At 47.6% G+C, this 18,822-nt stretch carries 19 protein-coding genes; 17 read left to right on the top strand and 2 right to left on the bottom strand.

What is annotated here, in order from left to right:
* Positions 1-7 precede the first annotated feature (7 nt).
* The 8 genes from WMO65_RS00900 to WMO65_RS00865 all read left to right on the top strand — a co-directional run bounded on the left by WMO65_RS00900 (position 8) and on the right by WMO65_RS00865 (position 7,791).
* Entirely contained in the window at positions 8-976 is a 969-nt protein-coding gene (locus WMO65_RS00900) for an NAD(P)-dependent oxidoreductase (RefSeq protein WP_148393032.1), read from the top strand.
* Positions 977-989: 13 nt separating this feature from the next.
* The gene (locus WMO65_RS00895) at positions 990-2,504 is read left to right on the top strand and encodes a xylulokinase (RefSeq protein WP_148393031.1); all 1,515 of its coding nucleotides are present in this window, start codon (positions 990-992) and stop codon (positions 2,502-2,504) included.
* A gap of 30 nt (positions 2,505-2,534) precedes the next feature.
* On the top strand, positions 2,535-2,999 hold the full coding sequence (locus tag WMO65_RS00890) for a flavin reductase family protein (RefSeq protein ID WP_148393030.1): 465 nt from the start codon (positions 2,535-2,537) through the stop codon (positions 2,997-2,999).
* Positions 3,000-3,012: 13 nt separating this feature from the next.
* Positions 3,013-3,345, top strand: coding sequence for a cupin domain-containing protein (locus tag WMO65_RS00885; protein WP_033143628.1), 333 nt, complete (start codon positions 3,013-3,015; stop codon positions 3,343-3,345).
* A gap of 12 nt (positions 3,346-3,357) precedes the next feature.
* Positions 3,358-4,695, top strand: a complete 1,338-nt coding sequence (locus WMO65_RS00880; RefSeq protein WP_033143629.1) for a hypothetical protein — start codon at positions 3,358-3,360, stop codon at positions 4,693-4,695.
* Between the two features lie 341 nt (positions 4,696-5,036).
* Positions 5,037-5,537, top strand: a complete 501-nt coding sequence (locus WMO65_RS00875; protein WP_148393029.1) for a hypothetical protein — start codon at positions 5,037-5,039, stop codon at positions 5,535-5,537.
* 290 nt (positions 5,538-5,827) lie between these two features.
* A complete protein-coding gene (locus tag WMO65_RS00870) occupies positions 5,828-6,898 on the top strand; it encodes an Ldh family oxidoreductase (protein WP_187370630.1) in 1,071 nt (356 codons plus the stop codon).
* 59 nt (positions 6,899-6,957) lie between these two features.
* Positions 6,958-7,791, top strand: coding sequence for an HAD-IIB family hydrolase (locus WMO65_RS00865; protein WP_148393027.1), 834 nt, complete (start codon positions 6,958-6,960; stop codon positions 7,789-7,791).
* A 49-nt stretch (positions 7,792-7,840) separates the two neighbouring features.
* Here WMO65_RS00865 and WMO65_RS00860 read toward each other — a convergent pair whose 3' ends face one another.
* Positions 7,841-8,698 carry an AraC family transcriptional regulator gene (locus WMO65_RS00860; protein ID WP_148393026.1) on the bottom strand — a complete coding sequence of 286 codons (858 nt, stop codon included), beginning with the start codon at positions 8,696-8,698 and terminating at the stop codon, positions 7,841-7,843.
* Positions 8,699-8,851: 153 nt separating this feature from the next.
* Between WMO65_RS00860 and WMO65_RS00855 the strand changes: the two genes are divergently transcribed.
* From WMO65_RS00855 to idi, 9 genes are all read left to right on the top strand, one after another.
* Positions 8,852-9,085, top strand: a complete 234-nt coding sequence (locus WMO65_RS00855) for an HPr family phosphocarrier protein (RefSeq protein ID WP_054350965.1) — start codon at positions 8,852-8,854, stop codon at positions 9,083-9,085.
* The gene (locus WMO65_RS00850; RefSeq protein ID WP_148393025.1) at positions 9,082-9,714 is read left to right on the top strand and encodes a sugar O-acetyltransferase; all 633 of its coding nucleotides are present in this window, start codon (positions 9,082-9,084) and stop codon (positions 9,712-9,714) included. The genes WMO65_RS00855 and WMO65_RS00850 overlap by 4 nt, the downstream gene beginning before the upstream one ends.
* A gap of 371 nt (positions 9,715-10,085) precedes the next feature.
* The gene (locus tag WMO65_RS00845; RefSeq protein ID WP_103732784.1) at positions 10,086-10,784 is read left to right on the top strand and encodes an ABC transporter ATP-binding protein; all 699 of its coding nucleotides are present in this window, start codon (positions 10,086-10,088) and stop codon (positions 10,782-10,784) included.
* Positions 10,781-12,568, top strand: a complete 1,788-nt coding sequence (locus WMO65_RS00840; protein WP_148393024.1) for a COG1361 family protein — start codon at positions 10,781-10,783, stop codon at positions 12,566-12,568. The genes WMO65_RS00845 and WMO65_RS00840 overlap by 4 nt, the downstream gene beginning before the upstream one ends.
* Positions 12,568-13,953 (top strand): ABC transporter permease, encoded by a 1,386-nt coding sequence (locus WMO65_RS00835; protein ID WP_033143781.1) that lies wholly within the window; start codon positions 12,568-12,570, stop codon positions 13,951-13,953. The genes WMO65_RS00840 and WMO65_RS00835 overlap by 1 nt, the downstream gene beginning before the upstream one ends.
* 89 nt (positions 13,954-14,042) lie before the next feature.
* On the top strand, positions 14,043-14,741 hold the full coding sequence (locus WMO65_RS00830; protein WP_033143782.1) for a response regulator transcription factor: 699 nt from the start codon (positions 14,043-14,045) through the stop codon (positions 14,739-14,741).
* Positions 14,734-16,083 (top strand): HAMP domain-containing sensor histidine kinase, encoded by a 1,350-nt coding sequence (locus WMO65_RS00825; protein ID WP_148393023.1) that lies wholly within the window; start codon positions 14,734-14,736, stop codon positions 16,081-16,083. Before WMO65_RS00830 ends, WMO65_RS00825 begins: the two co-directional genes overlap by 8 nt.
* 233 nt (positions 16,084-16,316) lie before the next feature.
* Positions 16,317-16,862, top strand: coding sequence for a nitroreductase family protein (locus WMO65_RS00820; protein WP_033143784.1), 546 nt, complete (start codon positions 16,317-16,319; stop codon positions 16,860-16,862).
* Positions 16,863-17,139: 277 nt separating this feature from the next.
* Positions 17,140-17,649 (top strand): isopentenyl-diphosphate Delta-isomerase, encoded by a 510-nt coding sequence (gene idi / locus WMO65_RS00810; protein WP_033143785.1) that lies wholly within the window; start codon positions 17,140-17,142, stop codon positions 17,647-17,649.
* 34 nt (positions 17,650-17,683) lie between these two features.
* Here the strand turns inward: idi and WMO65_RS00805 are convergent, their stop codons facing one another.
* On the bottom strand, positions 17,684-18,595 hold the full coding sequence (locus WMO65_RS00805) for a LysR family transcriptional regulator (RefSeq protein ID WP_052099727.1): 912 nt from the start codon (positions 18,593-18,595) through the stop codon (positions 17,684-17,686).
* Positions 18,596-18,822: the final 227 nt, after the last annotated feature.

Here is an 18,822-nt window from a genome sequence, read left to right as displayed (position 1 = left end):
AAAATCTATGAAAAAAATACTGATTTCAGAATGGGTTCCGGAAAAATGCCTTGCCCCATATAAAGAAGACTATGATTTCACCTGTCCGTCCAGAGAAAAACACGCGTTTTCTTATGATGAGATATACGAAATGATCGAGGATTATGATGCTTATTTCATACTGGACAACGAGGGTGACAAAAAGGTGATCGACAGGGCAAAGAACCTGAAAGTCATCGCCAATTTCGGCGTGGGCTACAACAACATAGACTGGAAATATGCCACAGAGGTGGGGCTGCCTGTTGTAAATACTCCCACAACAGTGACGGAGGCCACAGCGGAACATGCAGTGGCTCTACTGATCGCCACCATGCGAGGTGTGGCAAGATATGACAGGGAGGTGCGCCGCGGTGTGTGGAACTCACCGAATTTCTCAGATATCGACTGTGAAGTCTACGGCAGAACGCTGGGAATCATGGGCTTCGGGCGTATCGGAAAGATGGTCTGCAAAAAAGCCCAGGGACTTGGGATGAAAGTCATCTACTTTGACAAATACAGAGCTTCACAGGAAGTGGAAAAAGAATATAACGTAACGTACATGAGCTTCGATGATGTGGTAAAGAACAGTGACTGCATTACCCTGCACATGCCGTATATTCCGGAGAACCATCATATCTTCAATGCGGAAGTATTCCGGGCCATGAAGGACAGCGCCTATCTTATCAACGCGGCGAGAGGCCCTATTGTTGATGAAAAAGCACTGGCAAAGGCATTGAAGGACGGCACGATCAAGGGCGCGGGCCTGGATGTGTTCGAGGATGAGCCGAATGTGGAACCGGAGCTTCTGGAGCTTGACAACGTGACACTGACCCCGCATATCGCCAGTTGTACTCTGAAGGCACGCATGGGCATGTGCCGGGAGGCACTGGGCGGAATCATCGGAGTGCTGGAGGGGAAGAAACCATATAATGTGGTGAACCCGGAAGTTTTGAAATAGAGGAGGTGGGATAATGAAATTGCTGCTTGGTCTGGACATTGGAACCACTGCAATGAAGATCGCCCTGTTTGACAGGACAGGTGCACTGCTGGCTGTCTCCACCCAGGAATACGATTTACTGACTCCTGCCCCTAATTATGTGGAGGAAAAACCGGAAGTATATTGGGATGCCTTCTGCACAGGTCTGAAGGATATAAAAAGCCGTTACACCATAGCAAAGGACGCGCAGATTTCCCTTGCCATGTCCGCCCAGGGGGAGACCATCTTCTTTCTGGACAAGGACGGCAGGCCCCTAAGAAATGCCATTGTATGGATGGACAACCGCGCAGTCAGGGAGGCAGAGATGCTTAAGGAGGCCTTCGGAAATGCCAAGTGCTATCAGAAAACAGGCCAGGTCAGTTTTGAGGCCTGCTGGCCCGCATCGAAAATCCTCTGGGTACGTGAGCATGAGCCGGAAGTTTTTCAGAACACAGACAAGTTTCTCCTGATCGAGGATTACTTTATCTACAGGCTGACAGGAAAATATGCCACAGAGCCATCTCTTGTCTGCTCCTCCACCTACTGGGATATTATTGAAAGAAGTTACTGGCAGGAGATGCTGGATTTTCTGGGAATCAAGGAATCACAACTTGCCCCTGTCAGGGAATCCGGGGAGATAGTGGGAAAAATCCTGCCCGAGGTAGCAGCAGAGCTGTGCCTCGGAACGGATCTTACGGTCTGCACCGGCGCGCTTGACCAGGCGGCAGGCGCCATCGGTGCAGGAAATATCAGGGAGGGCATGTTCTCCGAGACTGTGGGTGCGGCACTTGCCGTATGTGTTCCGGTCAACAAACCCGTATTTGATCCTGCATGTAAAATGCCCCTGTTCTGTTTCCCTGTAAACGGAATGTATATGATCCACACATTCACTAACGGAGGCATGACCCTGCGCTGGTTCCGGGATAAATTCTGTGAGGTGGAAATGCTGGCTGAGAAAAGAGGAGGTCAGGATGCCTACGATATGATCAGTAAGCAGGTGGAAAAGATACCGGCCGGCTCTGACGGCCTGGTCATGCTTCCCCATCTGGCGGGTTCCCTGGCCCCGGATGTGAACTCCAAGGCGAAAGGTGTCTGGTTCGGGTTTACCCTCCAGCATACCATGCCGCATTTTATGAGATCTATTATGGAATCTTTGGGCTATATCTTGCGGCGGAATATAGAAGCACTGAACGACATGGGAATCCGGGTAAAAGAGATTCGTTCCCTGGGCGGCGGTTCCAAGAGCCGGGTATGGTGTCAGATCAAGGCAGATATCAATCAGGTGACACTGGAGACCGTCAAATCCGTGGAGGCCGCATCTCTGGGAGCCGCCATACTGGCAGGGACTGCCACGGGCATCTTTGAGAGTGTGGAAAGCGCAGTGGACAGTATGGTGGAAGTCAAAGAACGCATCACACCCTCTGCCCACAACCGGGAGGCCTATGAGAAAGGGTACGCCATGTACCGCAAACTCTTCTCTGACCTGACCGAATGCTTTGAAAAAATGTAATACGAATATGTAAGATAAGGATGCAAACTTATGAGCGAAAAAAATATCCGGTCTGCCATGAACACCATGACGCACGGCGTATATGTCATTGGTACCCATGCAGACGGAAAATATAATCTGATGACAGCAGCCTGGCTGTCCCAGGTATCGGGAAGGCCGCCCATGCTGATGGCGGCAGTCTCAAAGAGCCACTACACCGCAGAGCTTCTGAAGGCCAGCAGTAGATTTTCTGTGAGCGTTCTGACAAAGGATCAGAGAGAGACTGCCCTGAAATGCGGCAGTGTCAGCGGAAGAAAAAAGGACAAGCTGGCGGAAGTGGATGTGGAATTTACAGAGGAGGGGCTGCCCTTTATCAAAGGTGCTGCCGCCTGCATCATATGTGAGGTGACGAGTGTGACGGAAAGCTCTGACCACTGTATTTTTATTGCGGAAGCGGTCAGTGGACAGGTATTTTCCGGAGAGGCACTTTTATACAGAGAAAAGGATTTCTTTTAGGAGGGGGAAAGATATGAAAGTTATGAGAGAGAAAGAGGCGCGGATTTCCCTGGACGGACCGGAAGTCTGCAGAGAATATCTGGAAACAGGTAAGATCACATTTGGTTCCTCCACCCTTCTGCCCGGACAGACCGGGGGCATCGATCCCGGCCATCCGTTGTCCCATGAAGTGTTTTTTGTGAGCCGTGGACATGTGATCATGAGAAATCCCCATACGGGAGGACACTATGAGCTTTTTGAGGGGGATATCATCCTGGTAGAGGAGGGGGAACCCCACGAACTGACAAATATAGGAATGGAGCCGGCAGTCATTACATGGAGCTGTGCTCCCAGCCATTTCAAATAGGAGGAATTAGAGATGAACCAGCCAAAAGTAGGAGTTGTAGGCGTCACCTGCAGATTTGAGAGCGGGGGACAAAGAGCAGAGGAATTGATAAACGGAGTGAAAAACGCACTGAGCAGCCAGGGGTTAGAAGTGGTATGCGCAGATAAGGTGGCATGGGATGCGGCGGATGCGGTGGACGTATGCAGACAGTTTAAAAAAGAGGATTTGGATGCGCTGGTTATTGTGGAAGTGACATGGATCATGGACTCCATGCAGTATATCTTCATGAACGAGCTGCAGATTCCCACAATTTTCTGGGCAGTGCCTTACACAGAGACATTTTCTATCGGATGTGTACAGCATTTCGGTTCCATCCTGAAAGGTCAGGGCATCGAATACGAGTACGTTTACGGACTGCCGGAAGATGAGGCACCTGCAGGCAGAGTAAAAGCAGCGGCCCAGGCATCCCAGATCATCAGGGCGGTAAAGGGAATGCGCCTTGCCCTTGTGGGCCCCCGTCAGACATGGCGTGTGGCAGGTCCCCAGGATATGTCCGCAGAGGAGTGGGAATTTTCAAAAAAATTTGGTGTGACCCTGATCCATATTGAAATGAGCGAGATTACGGAAGGGGCAGATAAGATCAGCGATGAGGAAGCTGAAAAGACACTTAACTGCCTGTCAAAGCGCACCGGAAAGGTGCTGGCGGATAAGGAGACCATGCTGTATATGGCAAAGGTATATCTCTCTACAAAAAAAGTCATTGAGCGGTATTCCCTGGACGCCATGGCAGCGGAGTGTTATCCCATGTACAGCGGACTGATGAACCTGACATCCTCCTGGCTGGCAGACGAGGGGATGATCGTGGACACAGAGGGAGATATCGGCCACACCATGGTGATGTATATGCTGAATCTGGCGGCAAAGGGCGGCGCCTGTGCCCTCGGCGAGGTGGGTAGCATGGATGATGTGAACAATATCCTGGCCCTGGCTCATGAGGGGAGCACAGCCCATTCCCTGGCAGAGAGCATCGACAAGGTACAGATTTCACCAAGCGGCGAGAAAGGCACATTCGTGGGCGTGCCGCTGAAGGGCATGGAAAGTGTGACCGTTTCCAGCATTGTGGGAAACAGGGGACAGTATAAGCTTCTGGTGGAAAAGGCCGATGTGGAGGCAGCCACCCATGAGGAATGGGTAGAGGGGGGAGAGAAACTCCTTGTTAAACTCCACGTGTCCGGAAAGGCCAGTCAGGTGGTAAATACACTGATGGAAAAGGGAATGGACCATCATCTTCTGGTGAAAGAAGGGGATTATACAGATGTGATGAGCCTGCTGTGTAAGTTTATGGGGATTGAGAAGGTTACGTTTTGCTAACTGATCAATCAGGTCTGCGCACTTATTTCTGGTCGGAACGGTTGGGTCAAAAAACTGCCGTTCCGGCTCTTTTAATTAAAAAAGATGGGGTAAACTTTCTATAAATTTTTAAAAAATATTATTGCAGTGGAGTGCTGTATCTGATATACTGTTCCACATATTCTGATATGGATTTTTCTATTTTTCAATTTCATTAAATCGGCAATTTCTGCCGGAATTCACAATGTAGTAACAACTGAATAAGAAAAAGCGCGGGAGCGGCAAGTTGTGGAACGGATATCTTTCTGTTATAATGTATACAGGTTCCTGAGGCTTTCGCTGCTTTGGAAAGACGAGGCAATATGAACAGAAACAGAAGGAGAAGCATAAGCAGGGCACTCAGAAAAAAACAAGTAAACAGAAATTACAAGGATAGCCTGTTCCGCATGATCTTCGGGAACAGAAAGGCTGCACTGAAGCTTTATAATGCCATCAATCATTCCAATTATCAAAATCCGGAGGAGGGTGCAGTGGACAGGGCGGTGGAAGAATGTATTGCGGAAGGTATTCTTGCGGATTTTCTGAAGAAAGAGCGTGGAGAGGTGAAAGACGTGATACTGACAGAGTATAATGCGGAACGCCATATTAAAAATGAGAAGAAGCTCAGTTATGAGGAAGGGGTCGAAAAAGGAATAGAAAAAGGAATAGAAAAAGGTCTGGAACGGGGGATAAGGGCATTTATAACTGAAAAGGAGGAGGAAGAAGCAGGGAAAACAATTATTATAGAAAAATTGCAGAAGCATTTTATGCTGGACAGAGAGAAAGCAGAATATTATTATGAGAAATTTTCTAAAAAGATGTAAAAGAGTGCTTTAAAGCAGACAGTGTAATTCGTTTTGTGTCTTAACAAAAAGAGAGCTCCTTTTTGGTGAGGATTAAGATATGACAATTCTTATCAAAAAGGAGTACTTTTTATGCCGGAAAAGGTCCAAATCCAGGGCCGTCACAATCAGAACGGATAGGTAAATCTTAAAAAGCAATATAAGACATATACCGGGCAAGATATTAAATTGAATAAGAACAAGGCCAATCGTATAATCGATTTATAATATAAAAGAAATAAAAAGCAAAAAAATAAATGGAGGAAAGCAATATGAAGAGTTATAAAGTATCAGCAGCAGAGCTTAAGAATTTTACAAAAACCGTGTTTGAAAAAACAGGTTTGCAGGAAAGTGACGCGCAGGCTATAGCGGAATTGCTGGTCCATGCAGATGTGCGCGGCGTGAGCAGCCATGGAGTTATCCGCATGAAGCCTTATATCAAAAAGATAAACGGCGGCGGAGCTTCCCTAAAAAGTACATATCCTGTGGTGCAGGAGACAGCCAATACAGCAGTTATTGACGCGGAAGGCGGTCTCGGTGCAGTTGCAGGGGAAAAGGCGGTGAAGATTGCCAGGGAAAAGGCGAAGAACAGCCTGATCTCTATTGTGTCCGTAAAGAACAGCAACCATTTCGGCATGGCAGGACACTGGGCTATGAAGCTGGCCGGGGAGGACTGTATCGGTTTTGCCTGCTCCAACACGGACCCCTCCATGGCACCTCCCGGAGTGATGATTCCGTTTATCGGCAATAATCCGTTCTCTTTTGCCTTTGCAGCAGGTGAAAAATACCCAGAAGTCTGTGTGGACATGGCGACCAGCGCGGCGGCATTTGGAAAAGCCAAGGCTTATGCCCTGGCAGGAAAACCGATTCCGGAGGGATGGCTTCTGGACAAGCAGGGCAATCCCACCACAGAATTGTCCGAATACGGAATGCTGGTTCCCATGGCAGAGCACAAGGGGTTCGGTGTGGCCTTTATTGTGGAGTTGTTTGCCACACTGCTCTCAGGCGGTGTATTGTCACCTAATGTAAATGACCAGGATCTTCCGGCTACACCGGAGCTGTCCAGCCAGAGCTTTGGCTGTATCAATATCCGGGCTTTCAGGGAGCTTTCACAGTTCCATAAGGATGCTCAGGAGTACATTGAGGATATCAAGGCCCTTCCTGTAAAAGAGGGCGTGGGCAGCGCAAAATATCCCGGGGAGATTGAATACACCAACAAACAGAGGAGTCTGGAACATGGAATCATTCTCCCGGAGGCTTTGGCAGAGCAGCTTGCTGAGACAGGAAGGTCACTTGGAATCCAGATGGCTGAGATGGCATTTCTCACAGCGGAAGAAGCATAATTCTGGATTCGCAGAGGGAATATCTCTGCGAGGAATAAATAGAAAATGGAGAAAAGTTTATGAAAAGCCTGTATGTGTCCGATCTGGATGGGACGTTGTTCAATAAAAAGAAAAGGATCTCCGATAGATCAGCGGATATCATCAACCGCTGCATAGAAAAGGGAATGCTGTTTTCAGTGGCTACAGCGCGTATGCCTTACGGCTGTGATTACCGGTTGAAGGACCTGCATATGAATGTACCGGGAATTGTGACAAACGGGGTATTTTTATATGATTTTCAGTCCGAAGAAATCATTTCCGCGGAAGCTGTTCCTGTAAGTGCAGCGCAGAAAGTGATACGTGCGTTCAAAGACTGCGGGATGTCCTGCTTTTTGTACACGTATGACAGCCGGGGAATCAGCATTTATTATGATGAAAAGAGGATGGAGGAGCAGACCCAGTATTACAGTGACAGGGCGCTTCAGAAATGTGCAGAGGTCACCTTTACAAAGAAAGCAGAGGAAATGGTCCAGAAGGGAGATTCTGTATATCTGACCTGTACCGGGACGGAAGAAGAGCTGAAACCGGTGTGCAGGAAACTGGATGAGATAGAGGAGATCAAGTATTCCTTTTATCTGAATATCTATAACGGGATGTACTGCCTGGAGGTGTTCAGTGCACATGCAAGCAAGAAAAACGCTCTGAAGAAGCTGATGAAAATCACCGGGAGCGAGGAGCTGGTGGTGTTCGGGGATAACTTCAATGATCTGTCCATGATAGAGATTGCGGACAGGAGCTATGCGCCCATGAATGCGCTGCCTGAAATAAAGAAAGTGGTGGACCGGGTGCTGCCTGACTGTGATCATGACGGTGTAGCGGCGTTTCTGGCTGAGGAGTGGGGACTTAACGTCTAGTTGCTTGGGTATCAGAAAAAAATTGGAGAGGGACTGGCAGCAGTTCCTCTCAATTATTATTAGCCTGTGTATGTTGTTCTTTGTATTCCGCAGGATTCATCCCCATGTATCTCTTGAATGTCTTATAGAAATAACTGTAGTTATTGAACCCCACCTTCTCTGCGGCCTTGTTGATGGTCATATCTCCGGTGAGATAGTGGGCTGCCTGGGCTATGCGTTTTTCCACAATATAATTGGTGAGCGTATAATTCGTCACCTTCTTAAAAATCCTGCAGATGTAATATTCACTGTAACTCACTTCCTGGGCCAGTACACCCAGGGACAGATCCTCACTCAAATGGTTGTTGATATAGTCCACCAGTTTGGCTATCATGGACACATGCCGGGAATCCGTATTATCAAAATGGATGCCGTCATAACAGTCGCTGAACAGGTAGGAGGCCAGCTGATGGATCAGCGCCTTTTCAAAGATATCCTTGCCATGGGCAGGCTTCTGGTCCCGGTATTGTTCCAGAATCCGCAGATATTTGTCAAAGCATTTTCCTTCCACATGGAAAATTGGATAATTCCTGTTGTCCTTGCTGAAGATATCCAGAAGGTTTGACTGGGCAGTATTGAAAGACAGGAGCAGATTGGGGTCAATGCTGATGCTGAAACGCTCGTAATAAGTATTCTTGTTATAGATCAGGGTGTGCGGATCAAACATGTTGATGAGGGCAATATCCCCCCGCCTGATCAGATATTCTTTGCCGTTGATTTTGAAAATACCTGCATTCCCCAGATAGACAACAATTTCATAAAAGTCATGATAATGCAGGTTGGAACGCATCTCATTTTTGGGTGTCCGAAACAGACAGTCATAGTCTCCCTTGTAAATGGAAGAGCGGGATAAGAATTTGGCTTCCATGGGTTTTCCTCCTTTATACTTTCAGTTTACTGCCGGATATTCCTAAAGTCAATGAAATGACAAGATAAGAAATGTTCTCGGCAAGATTATAAATAGAATATCAAACGGAACTGAACTACTATAGGATTAAGCAAAAAAAGAAAGGACGGATCAATGATGAAATCGTTTTGTGTCAGCCTGAAAAGTATCAGGGATATCACAGAGCTTGTGAATATAGCTTCGGATTGTGAGGGGCATATTGAACTGATTCAAGGAGGGCACAGGATAAATGCAAAATCCATACTTGGCATTTTCAGCTTGAATCTGCAGGAACCAGTAGAGATCAATATGGAAAAGGAAAATGAAGAAATAGAGTGCAGGCTGAGAGAAAGGAGAATACAGTTATGACATTGGAAGAACAGAAGGAACGGATGATCACAGGAAAGCTGTATAATGATTTGACGGAGGAGCTGGTGAACGCAAGAAAAGAAACCGTCCGCCTTACAGACCGGTACAACCGCACTTATGGGGAAGAGCCGCAGGTGCGGGAGCAGGTTCTGAAACAGATATTGGGTTCTATGGGGGAGAATGTATTTTTTGAACCATCCTTCCGCTGTGAATTTGGATTTAACATCCATATCGGAAATAATTTTTATGCGAATTTTGACTGTGTCATGCTGGATGGAGGCGGAATAGAGATTGGTGACCATGTACTGTTTGGGCCGCGGGTGGGTATCTATACGACAAGACATGCGTTTGATGCGAAAGAAAGAGCAGCAGGGGCGTGTTTTGCCAGACCTGTGAAGATTGGAAACAATGTCTGGATCGGGGCAGGGGTACATATCGACTGTGGTGTTGCAATCGGGGACAATTCCATCATCGGGGCAGGGAGTGTCATCACCAGGGATATTCCCGCGAATGTGGTGGCTGCGGGAGTCCCCTGCAGGGTGATACGGCAAATATCCGGGGAGGAAAAGACGGATTATTTTGATATATTGAGAACGGAATACCGCGATACCAAAAGTGATATAGATTGAGAAAAAGTTTTGCATATTATAGTATAACAGAATACGAAAAAATTAGAGATGCAGTTTAACTGTACTCTGGACCGGTCGTGTAGAAGATTTGGTGCAGGGGGCAGATAAACTGTATTTTTTTGTAAATTCTGCAATGGTTTGATCAGTGCTTCCGTGATCAATGCCATCCCTGACACAATATCCGATGATTTTTTTTACGGCGATGAAGATCATTGTTATCCATACACTGTTTCACACTGCGCCTCCTTGCCATACTGTTAGAGGAATTAAGATTTTTTCAGAATCACATCAGAATCTGTTAAGATTTAGGATTTATAGTAAATACCGTAAAGAGAAACAAAAACATCAGGTAGGAAAATGAGGTAGAGAGAATGCAGGAAGCAATGATTAAAATATGCGGCGTCCGAAAGGTTTACAGAATAGGGACGGAAAAAGTCATTGCTCTGGACCGGATAGACGCAGATATCCAAAAGGGTGAGATATGCTGTATCTTCGGCACATCCGGTTCAGGCAAGAGTACACTTTTGAACCAGCTTGCAGGCATGGAAAAACCCACAGAGGGAAAAATTGTGATCGACAGCGTGGATATTACAAAACTGCGGGAGGAAAAGATGGCAGCCTTCAGGCAGAAACACATCGGATTTATTTTCCAGTCCTACAATCTGCTGCCATATATGACTGCTCTGGAAAATACAGCGCTGCCTCTCATGTTCCAGGGGTATGGGAAAAAGGAGAGAGAAGCCAGGGCCGCCCGGCTTTTAAAAATGGTGGGCCTTGGGGAGCGCCTCAGCCACTATCCCTCACAGATGTCCGGCGGACAGCAGCAGCGCGTGGGAATTGCAAGGGCTTTTGCCGCAAACCCGGATGTGATCTTTGCGGATGAGCCAACCGGGAACCTGGACACCAAGACAACGGCGCAGATTATGGAAATGGTCCTGGCATTTGCCAGGGAGAACCGGCAGACCATTGTACTCGTAACCCATGACCCTGAGATGGCATCCTATGCGGACCGGATACTGACTCTGATAGATGGAAATATAGTAAAGGATGAGAGAAAGGATAAAAAATGAAGGCAAAATTAATTAGAAAAAGGTTATTTGCAGGAATCATCTGCCTGGGCCTTACCGGCAATCTGTTTTTATACAATGTTTCGGCAGCAGAGGCCGGACAGGACAGCAGCACGGCAAAAAGCGCATTGGAAAATCAGTCCGGCAGCAGTGGAAAGGAGGAGAACGGACAGGAGCAGATATCTGCAGCAGGTGTCCGGAATACAGCCTCTCAGGATGAAAACCGGGAACCGCCTGCTCCGGATGACTCCGGCCAGCCGGATAAGCCCAGTCAAGCAGACAAACCGGGCCAATCGGACAATTCCGGTCAGCCGGAGAACTCAGGTCAATCGGACAATCCCGGTCAGCCGGATAAAGACCAGCAGGGGCAGGAGCCGGCAGCAGTATCCATTTCCAGAGAAGAGATGAGCAAAGGCTTGGAATCCGGGCAGGAGTTTCAGGTCAGCCTTATTCTGAAAAATACATCCCCCAACACAGATCTTAAGAATGTAAAACTGCAGATCGAGACACCCGAGGGCTTAGCAATGGCAGCGGAACAGAAGACCGGCACCATCAAGGTGGGCAGTCTGGCTGTAGATGAAACGAAAAAGGTTGCTGTAAAGTTATCCGCCGGAAAACTTTCTGGAGATGTCCCCACACTGGTAATGAAGGCGGAAGTCTCCTATGAGTACCAGGCAGAGGGCCAGACGCGGACTGGAAGTGACCGGGAAGATATACTTCTCCCTGTTGCAGCAGACAATGGGAAAAACTTCGTAGATAATTCCGGTGAGACTAACAGTGCCGAGGCGTCAAACAGCGGGGGAGACAGCCAGGATAACAGCGGCGGGGGAGACGGCGGTTACGAGGGCGGCGACGCAGGCACCGGTGACGGAGCAGGAGGCGGTGCGTCAGAGAGTGGAAAGAAGAAGCTGGACCCCATGACCCCCAATATTATTGTCAGCCAGTACGAATATGACAGAAACATCACCGCCGGCCAGGAATTTGAGCTGAAAATGGTCCTCTATAACACAAGCAAACAAAATACAATAGAAAACATAGTCATGTCCGCAGAAGCAGGAGAGGCACTTTCCATAGAAGATTCCTCCAATACCACATACATAGAGCGGATGAAACCACAGGAGTCCGTCACAAAGGTGGTAAGATTGAAAGCACTTCCCCAGGAACAGGCGGATAAAGCCAAGCTGGAGCTGAATTTCAAGTATGAGTACCTGAAACAGGAGGAGAGAACCCAGGTGACCTCCACGGAAAAACTGTCTGTCCGCTATGCCCAGCCGGACCGTTTCAGCCTCGGAGATATCCAGAAGGAAAAGGAGATCAGCGCAAATGAGGAGACTGCCATCTCCATCCCCTATGTAAACAAAGGGAAAACCACAGTCAGCAACGTGGAGGCCAGGCTGAAGACAGAGATGGCCAGCGAAGAAACTTATAAATTTCTGGGAAATGTGGAGGCCGGCACCAGCGGAACCATTGATTTTTTCGTGACACCGCCAAAAGAAGGAAAGCATAAGGCAAAAATTCTGGTGACCTATGAGGACGTATCCGGCAATGAGAAGACAGTGGAAAAGGAGGTGGAACTGACAGCCGCCCAGGGAAATCCGGATGAGTTCTCAGAAGGGTCCATGGACGGAGTGATGCCGGGCAGTGAGGAGATGGAAAGCGGCAGTGCGGGAACATCGGCTGTGAAAGCAGTGATACCGGCTGCGGGTGTACTTTCCCTTGCAGGTGTGTATATATGGCGCCGCAGACGCAGGAAAAAATCACTGTCAGAAGAAGAGGAGAATTTATAATGTCATTTTTTGATATCATGCAGATGTGTATCCGGAATCTGTACCGCAGAAAAGGCAGGACTGCCCTCACCGTCTCCGGCGTGATCATTGGCTGCTGTGCCATTGTGATCATGGTGTCCCTTGGAATCGGCATGAAACAGGCACAGGACCAGATGCTGGCGCAGATGGGAAATCTGACCAGGATCACGGTCACTCCGTCTCCTGCAAAGGATGCCCACAAAACCCTGCTGGATAAAAAGGCTGTAAAGCAGATGGGGCAGCTTCCCGATGTGACCTCAGCCATCGTAAAAAATACGCTTGATCTGGGAGAACTGCAGCTCACTGCCGGCGAGAAGAACAGATTCCAGAACGCTTCCGCCACCATCATAGGAATCCCGGAAAAGGATCTGGAAAAGATGGGCTATACCCTGACAGACGGCAAATATCCGAAGAACAGGGCATTTGAAGTCCTGGCAGGACAGCACTTTGCCTATCAGTTTACAGACAGCAGACGCCCGGAAGGAAAAAATGTGGTGGATTACTGGGACAATGAGGACGCGAAGCCTTTTTTCAAGGCAATGGGAACCGAACTTTCTGTGGCGGAAAAAAAGCAGAAAAAAACCTCCGAGCCGGGAGAAAACCAGACAGCCTCTTCCGTCGCGGAGTGGAAGGAAATCCAGAAGCTTAAAATCGTAGGACAGCTGAAAGAAAATTACGATGCAGGGGAGGAGACAGGTTCCGGACTCATCATGCGCCTGAGCGATATGGAAAAACTTCAGAAACAGATCCAGAAGATAAGCGGTCAGAAAAAGGCAAAGGAGTACTCCCAGGTTGTAGTCAATGTTAAGGATATCAAAAGCGTGGAACAGGTGGAAAATATGGTCCGGCAGATGGGATTTCAGACATATTCCATGGAATCCATCCGAAAACCCATGGAGAAGGACGCCAGACAGAAGCAGATGATGCTGGGAGGCCTGGGGGCCATATCCCTTCTTGTGGCGGCCATAGGAATTGCCAACACCATGATCATGTCCATTACGGAGAGAACCAGGGAAATCGGGATCATGAAGGCTGTGGGCTGTTTTCTTGGGGATATCAGGAAAGAGTTCCTGCTGGAGGCAGCAGCCATTGGTTTTTTGGGCGGAAGCATTGGTATCCTGCTCAGCTATCTGGTGTCCTGGCTGATGAACCATATATCCTCCCTGGCCCCGGGCGGAGGGGATATGGATATGATGGCAGCGGGCGGCATGGACATGATGGGCGGCGGAAGTACCGTCATGTCGGTGATACCGCTGTGGCTTGCGGGCTTTGCCCTTCTGTTCTCTGTTTTCATGGGCGTGGCAGCAGGCTATTACCCGGCGAACAAAGCTGTGAAAATTTCGGCACTGGAGGCCATGAAATCATAAAACCAGCGGGTATACTTATCATTTCGGCCGTACTGTGGTATAGTTTGAATTATAAAGAACTGTTGTTGATAAGATAGGACGGAGGTACCATGAATAAGGCAAATATATTGATCATTGAGGATGACGCGGATATCCGTGAGGGTATCAGAATCCTGCTGGAAAGTGAAAATTATACGGTACAGGAGGCGGAGAACGGACATGCGGGACTGAAGCTTTTGACTCCTGATACGGACCTGGTGATTCTGGATGTGATGATGCCCGGTATATCAGGACTTAAGACGTGTGAAGAGATCAGGAAAATTTCCTATGTGCCCATTATGTTTCTTACGGCAAAGGCCCAGGAATCTGACAAGCTCATAGGGCTTATGGCAGGCGGTGATGATTATCTTGGGAAGCCCTTTTCCTACTCCGAACTGCTTGGCAGGGTGAAAGCACTGCTGAGGCGTTACCGAATATACAGCGGAAAGGCAGAGACAGAGAAGGAGGAGGAGTACCTTACCGTCAGTGATATCCGGATCAGTAAAAAATTCAATGATGTGCAGGTGGGCGAAAGACAGGTGGATCTGTCAGACCTGGAATACAAAATACTGCTGCTGATGATGGAACATCCCGCAAAGGTATTTTCTGCCCAGAATCTGTATGAGAGCATATGGAAGGAGCCGTATTTCTATTCCTCCAACAGTACGGTCATGGTCCATATCAGGAAACTGAGAGTTAAGATAGAAGAAAATCCACAGGAACCGCAGCATATAAAAACCGTGTGGGGGAAGGGGTATACCTTTGTGTAAAAGACGATACAGTTTAAAAATGAAAGCCACCCTGGTGATGCTGGCAGCCATGGGGATTTCCGTTATCTTTTATTATGCTGTAAATTATTTCATAGGCAGTGCCCTGGATTCTTATTTTGCCTCCTCCTCCTATATTGAGCGGCAGACAGATAAGACCGCGGAGGAATTTCAGGATTATGTAACAAAGAACCAGATTTCTTCTTCGGACACAGAGGCGCTGAATGCGTGGGGGAGTGACAATCCGCTGATATATTATGTGATCTTAAAGGGCGGAAAGGTCATTTATCCATCGGAATATAAAGAGGATGAAATGATGATTCCGGATGATGCCGCTGAGGATAGCAGTCCCCCCGCAGCAGAGGAGGAGAGTTACTATGAGAGTGATTCCCAGTTATATGATATACAGTTTGCAGACGGGGCAGGAAGACTGTATGTGGTGGGCTTTTTCGATTATGAGATTTACGCGGCGGCCAATTATATAGAGCTCGGTGTGTCGGTGCTGCTGTTTCTCTTTATCTTCTTATTTTTCCTGCAGAGAAAGATCCGATATGTCCATCAGCTTGAGGAAGAGGTGAAAATTTTAGAGGGCGGCGGAATGGATAAGCAGATTACCGTAAAGGGTGGGGACGAGCTGTCAGAGCTGGCCTTCGGCCTGGAGCAGATGCGGCTCAGCCTGAATGAAAATATCAGGGAAAAAGAGGAGATCATGGAGGTGAACAACCGCCTGGTCACAGGTATGGCCCATGACCTGCGCACACCGCTCACCGCCCTCCTTCTGTACACAGAACTGCTGTCCCAGGGAAAATACAAAGATGAGAAGGAGATGGAGCAGTATCTGAAAAAGACAGCACACAAGGCAAATCAGATAAAACAGATGTCAGATGACCTGTTTGAACGGTTCTACATTACAAAAAATGAAGACATTATGCTGGAGGTACCGGAAAAGCTGTGCTATATTTTTGAGAACAGACTCTCTGACCTTGTTATGTTTCTGCACAGCCAGGGATTCCGGGTGGAGTGCGATACTGACTGGCCGGAAGTAAAACTTTCTGTCCTGCCTGAATACATGGACAGAATCCTGGATAATATTGCGTCCAATCTGCTCAAATACGCGGATAAGACAGAGCCTGTCACCATTGTGTTTTCCATGCAGGATCAGCCGGAAAAACAGATCACAATGATCATAAGAAATAAAATTGATCAAAACCCTGAGGATGTCAGCAGCACATGTGTGGGAGTTGCCAATATAGAGCAGATGATGCACAAAATGAAAGGGATCTGCAAGGTGGAAAATGACGGGCAGTTCTATGAAATAAGTCTGGTATTTCCCGCATATGAATAGTTGCCGGCAGCCTTTAGGATGGCAAAAGAAATCCGGAAAGACTGAATGTGGGCATACGACAGAAAAAGAAAAAATGCTGAGCGGAGAATTCTATGACACACGCGACCAACAACTGCGTGCCATGAGCAGCCGGGCAGGGGAAAAGCGGTTTGATTGCGCATGCTGCCGGGATATGTTATATTCTAGGGAGAGACAACCGTGGAAGAAATCATTATTTAGAAAAGGAGCTTACTATGGATTTTGAAACTTTACAGTTAAAGCGTGAAAGCTGCAGGGTTTACAGTGATAAACCCGTCTCCCGTGAAACCCTGACACATCTGGTGGATGTGGCCCGCCTGTCGCCCAGCGGGTGCAATGCCCAGCCGTGGCATTTTATTATTGTGGATGAGCCGGAGGCCCATGACAAACTGGCAGAGGCATTTGATGACAACGGCCTGACCGGGTGTCCCTGGGGAGACCGTGTGCCGGCTTATATCATGATCGTGGAGGAGGAAGCACACCTTATGCCGGGGGTGGGAGAACGCTACGGTTCCCAGCATTTTGCGCAGATGGATATCGGCATGGCGGCCATGGCGCTGTGTTATGAAGCTGCATCCATGGGACTGGGAACGTGTATGATCGGTACGATGAACCAGGAAAAACTGCATCAGTATTTTGGGATACCCGCCGAGCGGGTGATACGGCTGATCATAACTGTGGGCTATCCTGCAAAAGAAGGGGAACCGCGGCGGAAGAAACGCAAGAGCCTGGATGAGATTTTAAGTTATAATCACTGGTAATGGCAAAGTGCCTTCTGTCGGAAATGGAAAGTAACTGCTGTCAGACATAGACACGATTTTCCCGGCAGGGGTAAAGCACTGGCACGGCGCTGCGAAGGACTGCTGGTTTGCCCATCTGGCAGTGGAAGTACCGGGAGTGGAAATCACAAATGAATGATGCGAGCCGGTGGATGACGATGGGTATGGGAATCTGTAGGAGAATGTGCCCAGTCGAAAATGGAATTGTGATTTTTTCCGTTATCGGATATAATTGAAAAAAAGATTTCGGAGGAATCATATGGAACCTAAGGTAATATTGGTAGATTATCTGGATAATCCTTTGGGTGAGATGAAGAAAGGGGCAGCACATGCATCCCCGCATCTGCACCGCGCTTTTTCTGTGTTTTTGTACCATGACGGAAAAATACTTCTGCAGAAAAGAGCAGAGAATAAGTATCACTGCGGCGGTCTGTGGACAAACACCTGCTGTTCCCACCCGAGGCCCGGAGAAATAACACTGGATGCTGCCCGCAGAAGATTAGACGAAGAGATGAAGATCCATGTCAAAAGATTAGAAGAGATATATTCTTTTGTGTACTATTATAAGTTTGACAATGGTATCTGTGAGTTTGAATTTGACCATGTGATCATGGGGGAATATTACGGAAGCTATAAACTGGATCCGAAAGAAGCAGAAGCAGCAGTGTGGATGGAAAAAACAGAGTTACTGGAGGATATGCAGGCAAACCCACAGAAATATACACCGTGGTTTTTGACCTGTGCCGTGGAAGTTTTGAAGAGAATATGATTTGGAGAGTGCTGTCGCCGGCACTCTCTTTTTTTTAATTCGGTTCTTTGGAGACGGGAGAGAGTCCATGCTCCATAAAATACTGGTACAGCATATCTGCCTGGTGGGGGATAGTTACGTTTTTCAGCCGTACGATCCCGATCGTCGTGCACATTGCTTCATAAAACGGAATACAGATAAGATTCGGAAAGATTCTCCGGTTCATCATGATCTTGGGCAGTATTGTAATGCCGATACCCTCGTCCACCATATTGAGCAGATGCAGATGTCTGGATGTCATATTTGTGATGTTAGGAGAAAAGTCTGCTTTTGCAAACTGATCCATACACAACTGATAAATATCTGATTCACATCCAAGGATAACAAAAGGATAATCATGGAGTTTCCTCAGGGAAAGCGGCCCTTTTCCCAGGGTCTCAGCATGCTTTTTGGAACAGACAAGCGTGAATCGGTCCTCATGGATGGGGGCAAAGTCAAATTGGTCTGTGTTCAGGTAGTTGAGCCTCAGTATGGAGAGGTTTATTTTTTTTGCTAGAAGCAGGTGTAAGAGCTCCTGCTGGCTTGCTTCTGTAATATTGATTTGGATATTATGCATATTTTCCTGAAAAACGGCCAATTGCTTGGCAATGTGGTAGTCCTGCAGCAGAGGGAGGGTACCGAAGTAAATATTCTCGGTCACAATGTCCTTGGACAGACCGGACAAGTGCGCCACCATGTCTGAATAAGTATTCACAAAGATTCTGGCATAAGTCAAAAACATCTCACCTCCCGGGGTCAGAGAGACCTTATTGTTGGAGCGAAGAAATAAAGGCAGGCCAAGTTCTGTTTCCAGGGACTTGATTTGTTTAGAGAGAGAGGATTGGGAAATATACATTTCATCGGCAGCAGCGGAGAATCCTCCGAATTCGCATATAGCCAGAAAAAATTTAACCTGTAAAATTGTCATGATTACCCTCCCGTACTGGCAGACAGCTTTTCAATATTAGAATACCACACTTTTAACAATATATAAAACTAGTTGGTATTACCATAATTCACTAAGTATAACATAGCAAAATTCGGGAAAATTGCAATTCTGATTTGGAATGACCAGGTTCCTAAAGTGAATTGTGCACAAAAAAACAGAGTGATACAATAAGCGCGTAGTAAAGGATGTGTAAAACCAACGTCGAC

The sequence above is a fragment of the Blautia caccae genome (assembly GCF_040095955.1).
In the GTDB taxonomy this organism is placed as follows: Bacteria; Bacillota; Clostridia; order Lachnospirales; family Lachnospiraceae; genus Blautia; species Blautia celeris.
Note: the sequence above shows the minus strand (reverse complement) of the source record. Positions and strands in the feature narration are given on the sequence as shown.

Bases quoted from the DNA above. Each gene is read 5' to 3' on its own strand.
- WMO65_RS00900 (WP_148393032.1), top strand. From the start codon at position 8: ATGAAAAAAATACTGATTTCAGAATGGGTTCCGGAAAAATGCCTTGCC.
- WMO65_RS00895 (WP_148393031.1), top strand. From the start codon at position 990: ATGAAATTGCTGCTTGGTCTGGACATTGGAACCACTGCAATGAAGATC.
- WMO65_RS00890 (WP_148393030.1), top strand. From the start codon at position 2,535: ATGAGCGAAAAAAATATCCGGTCTGCCATGAACACCATGACGCACGGC.
- WMO65_RS00885 (WP_033143628.1), top strand. From the start codon at position 3,013: ATGAAAGTTATGAGAGAGAAAGAGGCGCGGATTTCCCTGGACGGACCG.
- WMO65_RS00880 (WP_033143629.1), top strand. From the start codon at position 3,358: ATGAACCAGCCAAAAGTAGGAGTTGTAGGCGTCACCTGCAGATTTGAG.
- WMO65_RS00875 (WP_148393029.1), top strand. From the start codon at position 5,037: ATGAACAGAAACAGAAGGAGAAGCATAAGCAGGGCACTCAGAAAAAAA.
- WMO65_RS00870 (WP_187370630.1), top strand. From the start codon at position 5,828: ATGAAGAGTTATAAAGTATCAGCAGCAGAGCTTAAGAATTTTACAAAA.
- WMO65_RS00865 (WP_148393027.1), top strand. From the start codon at position 6,958: ATGAAAAGCCTGTATGTGTCCGATCTGGATGGGACGTTGTTCAATAAA.
- WMO65_RS00860 (WP_148393026.1), bottom strand. From the start codon at position 8,698: ATGGAAGCCAAATTCTTATCCCGCTCTTCCATTTACAAGGGAGACTAT.
- WMO65_RS00855 (WP_054350965.1), top strand. From the start codon at position 8,852: ATGATGAAATCGTTTTGTGTCAGCCTGAAAAGTATCAGGGATATCACA.
- WMO65_RS00850 (WP_148393025.1), top strand. From the start codon at position 9,082: ATGACATTGGAAGAACAGAAGGAACGGATGATCACAGGAAAGCTGTAT.
- WMO65_RS00845 (WP_103732784.1), top strand. From the start codon at position 10,086: ATGCAGGAAGCAATGATTAAAATATGCGGCGTCCGAAAGGTTTACAGA.
- WMO65_RS00840 (WP_148393024.1), top strand. From the start codon at position 10,781: ATGAAGGCAAAATTAATTAGAAAAAGGTTATTTGCAGGAATCATCTGC.
- WMO65_RS00835 (WP_033143781.1), top strand. From the start codon at position 12,568: ATGTCATTTTTTGATATCATGCAGATGTGTATCCGGAATCTGTACCGC.
- WMO65_RS00830 (WP_033143782.1), top strand. From the start codon at position 14,043: ATGAATAAGGCAAATATATTGATCATTGAGGATGACGCGGATATCCGT.
- WMO65_RS00820 (WP_033143784.1), top strand. From the start codon at position 16,317: ATGGATTTTGAAACTTTACAGTTAAAGCGTGAAAGCTGCAGGGTTTAC.
- idi (WP_033143785.1), top strand. From the start codon at position 17,140: ATGGAACCTAAGGTAATATTGGTAGATTATCTGGATAATCCTTTGGGT.
- WMO65_RS00805 (WP_052099727.1), bottom strand. From the start codon at position 18,595: ATGACAATTTTACAGGTTAAATTTTTTCTGGCTATATGCGAATTCGGA.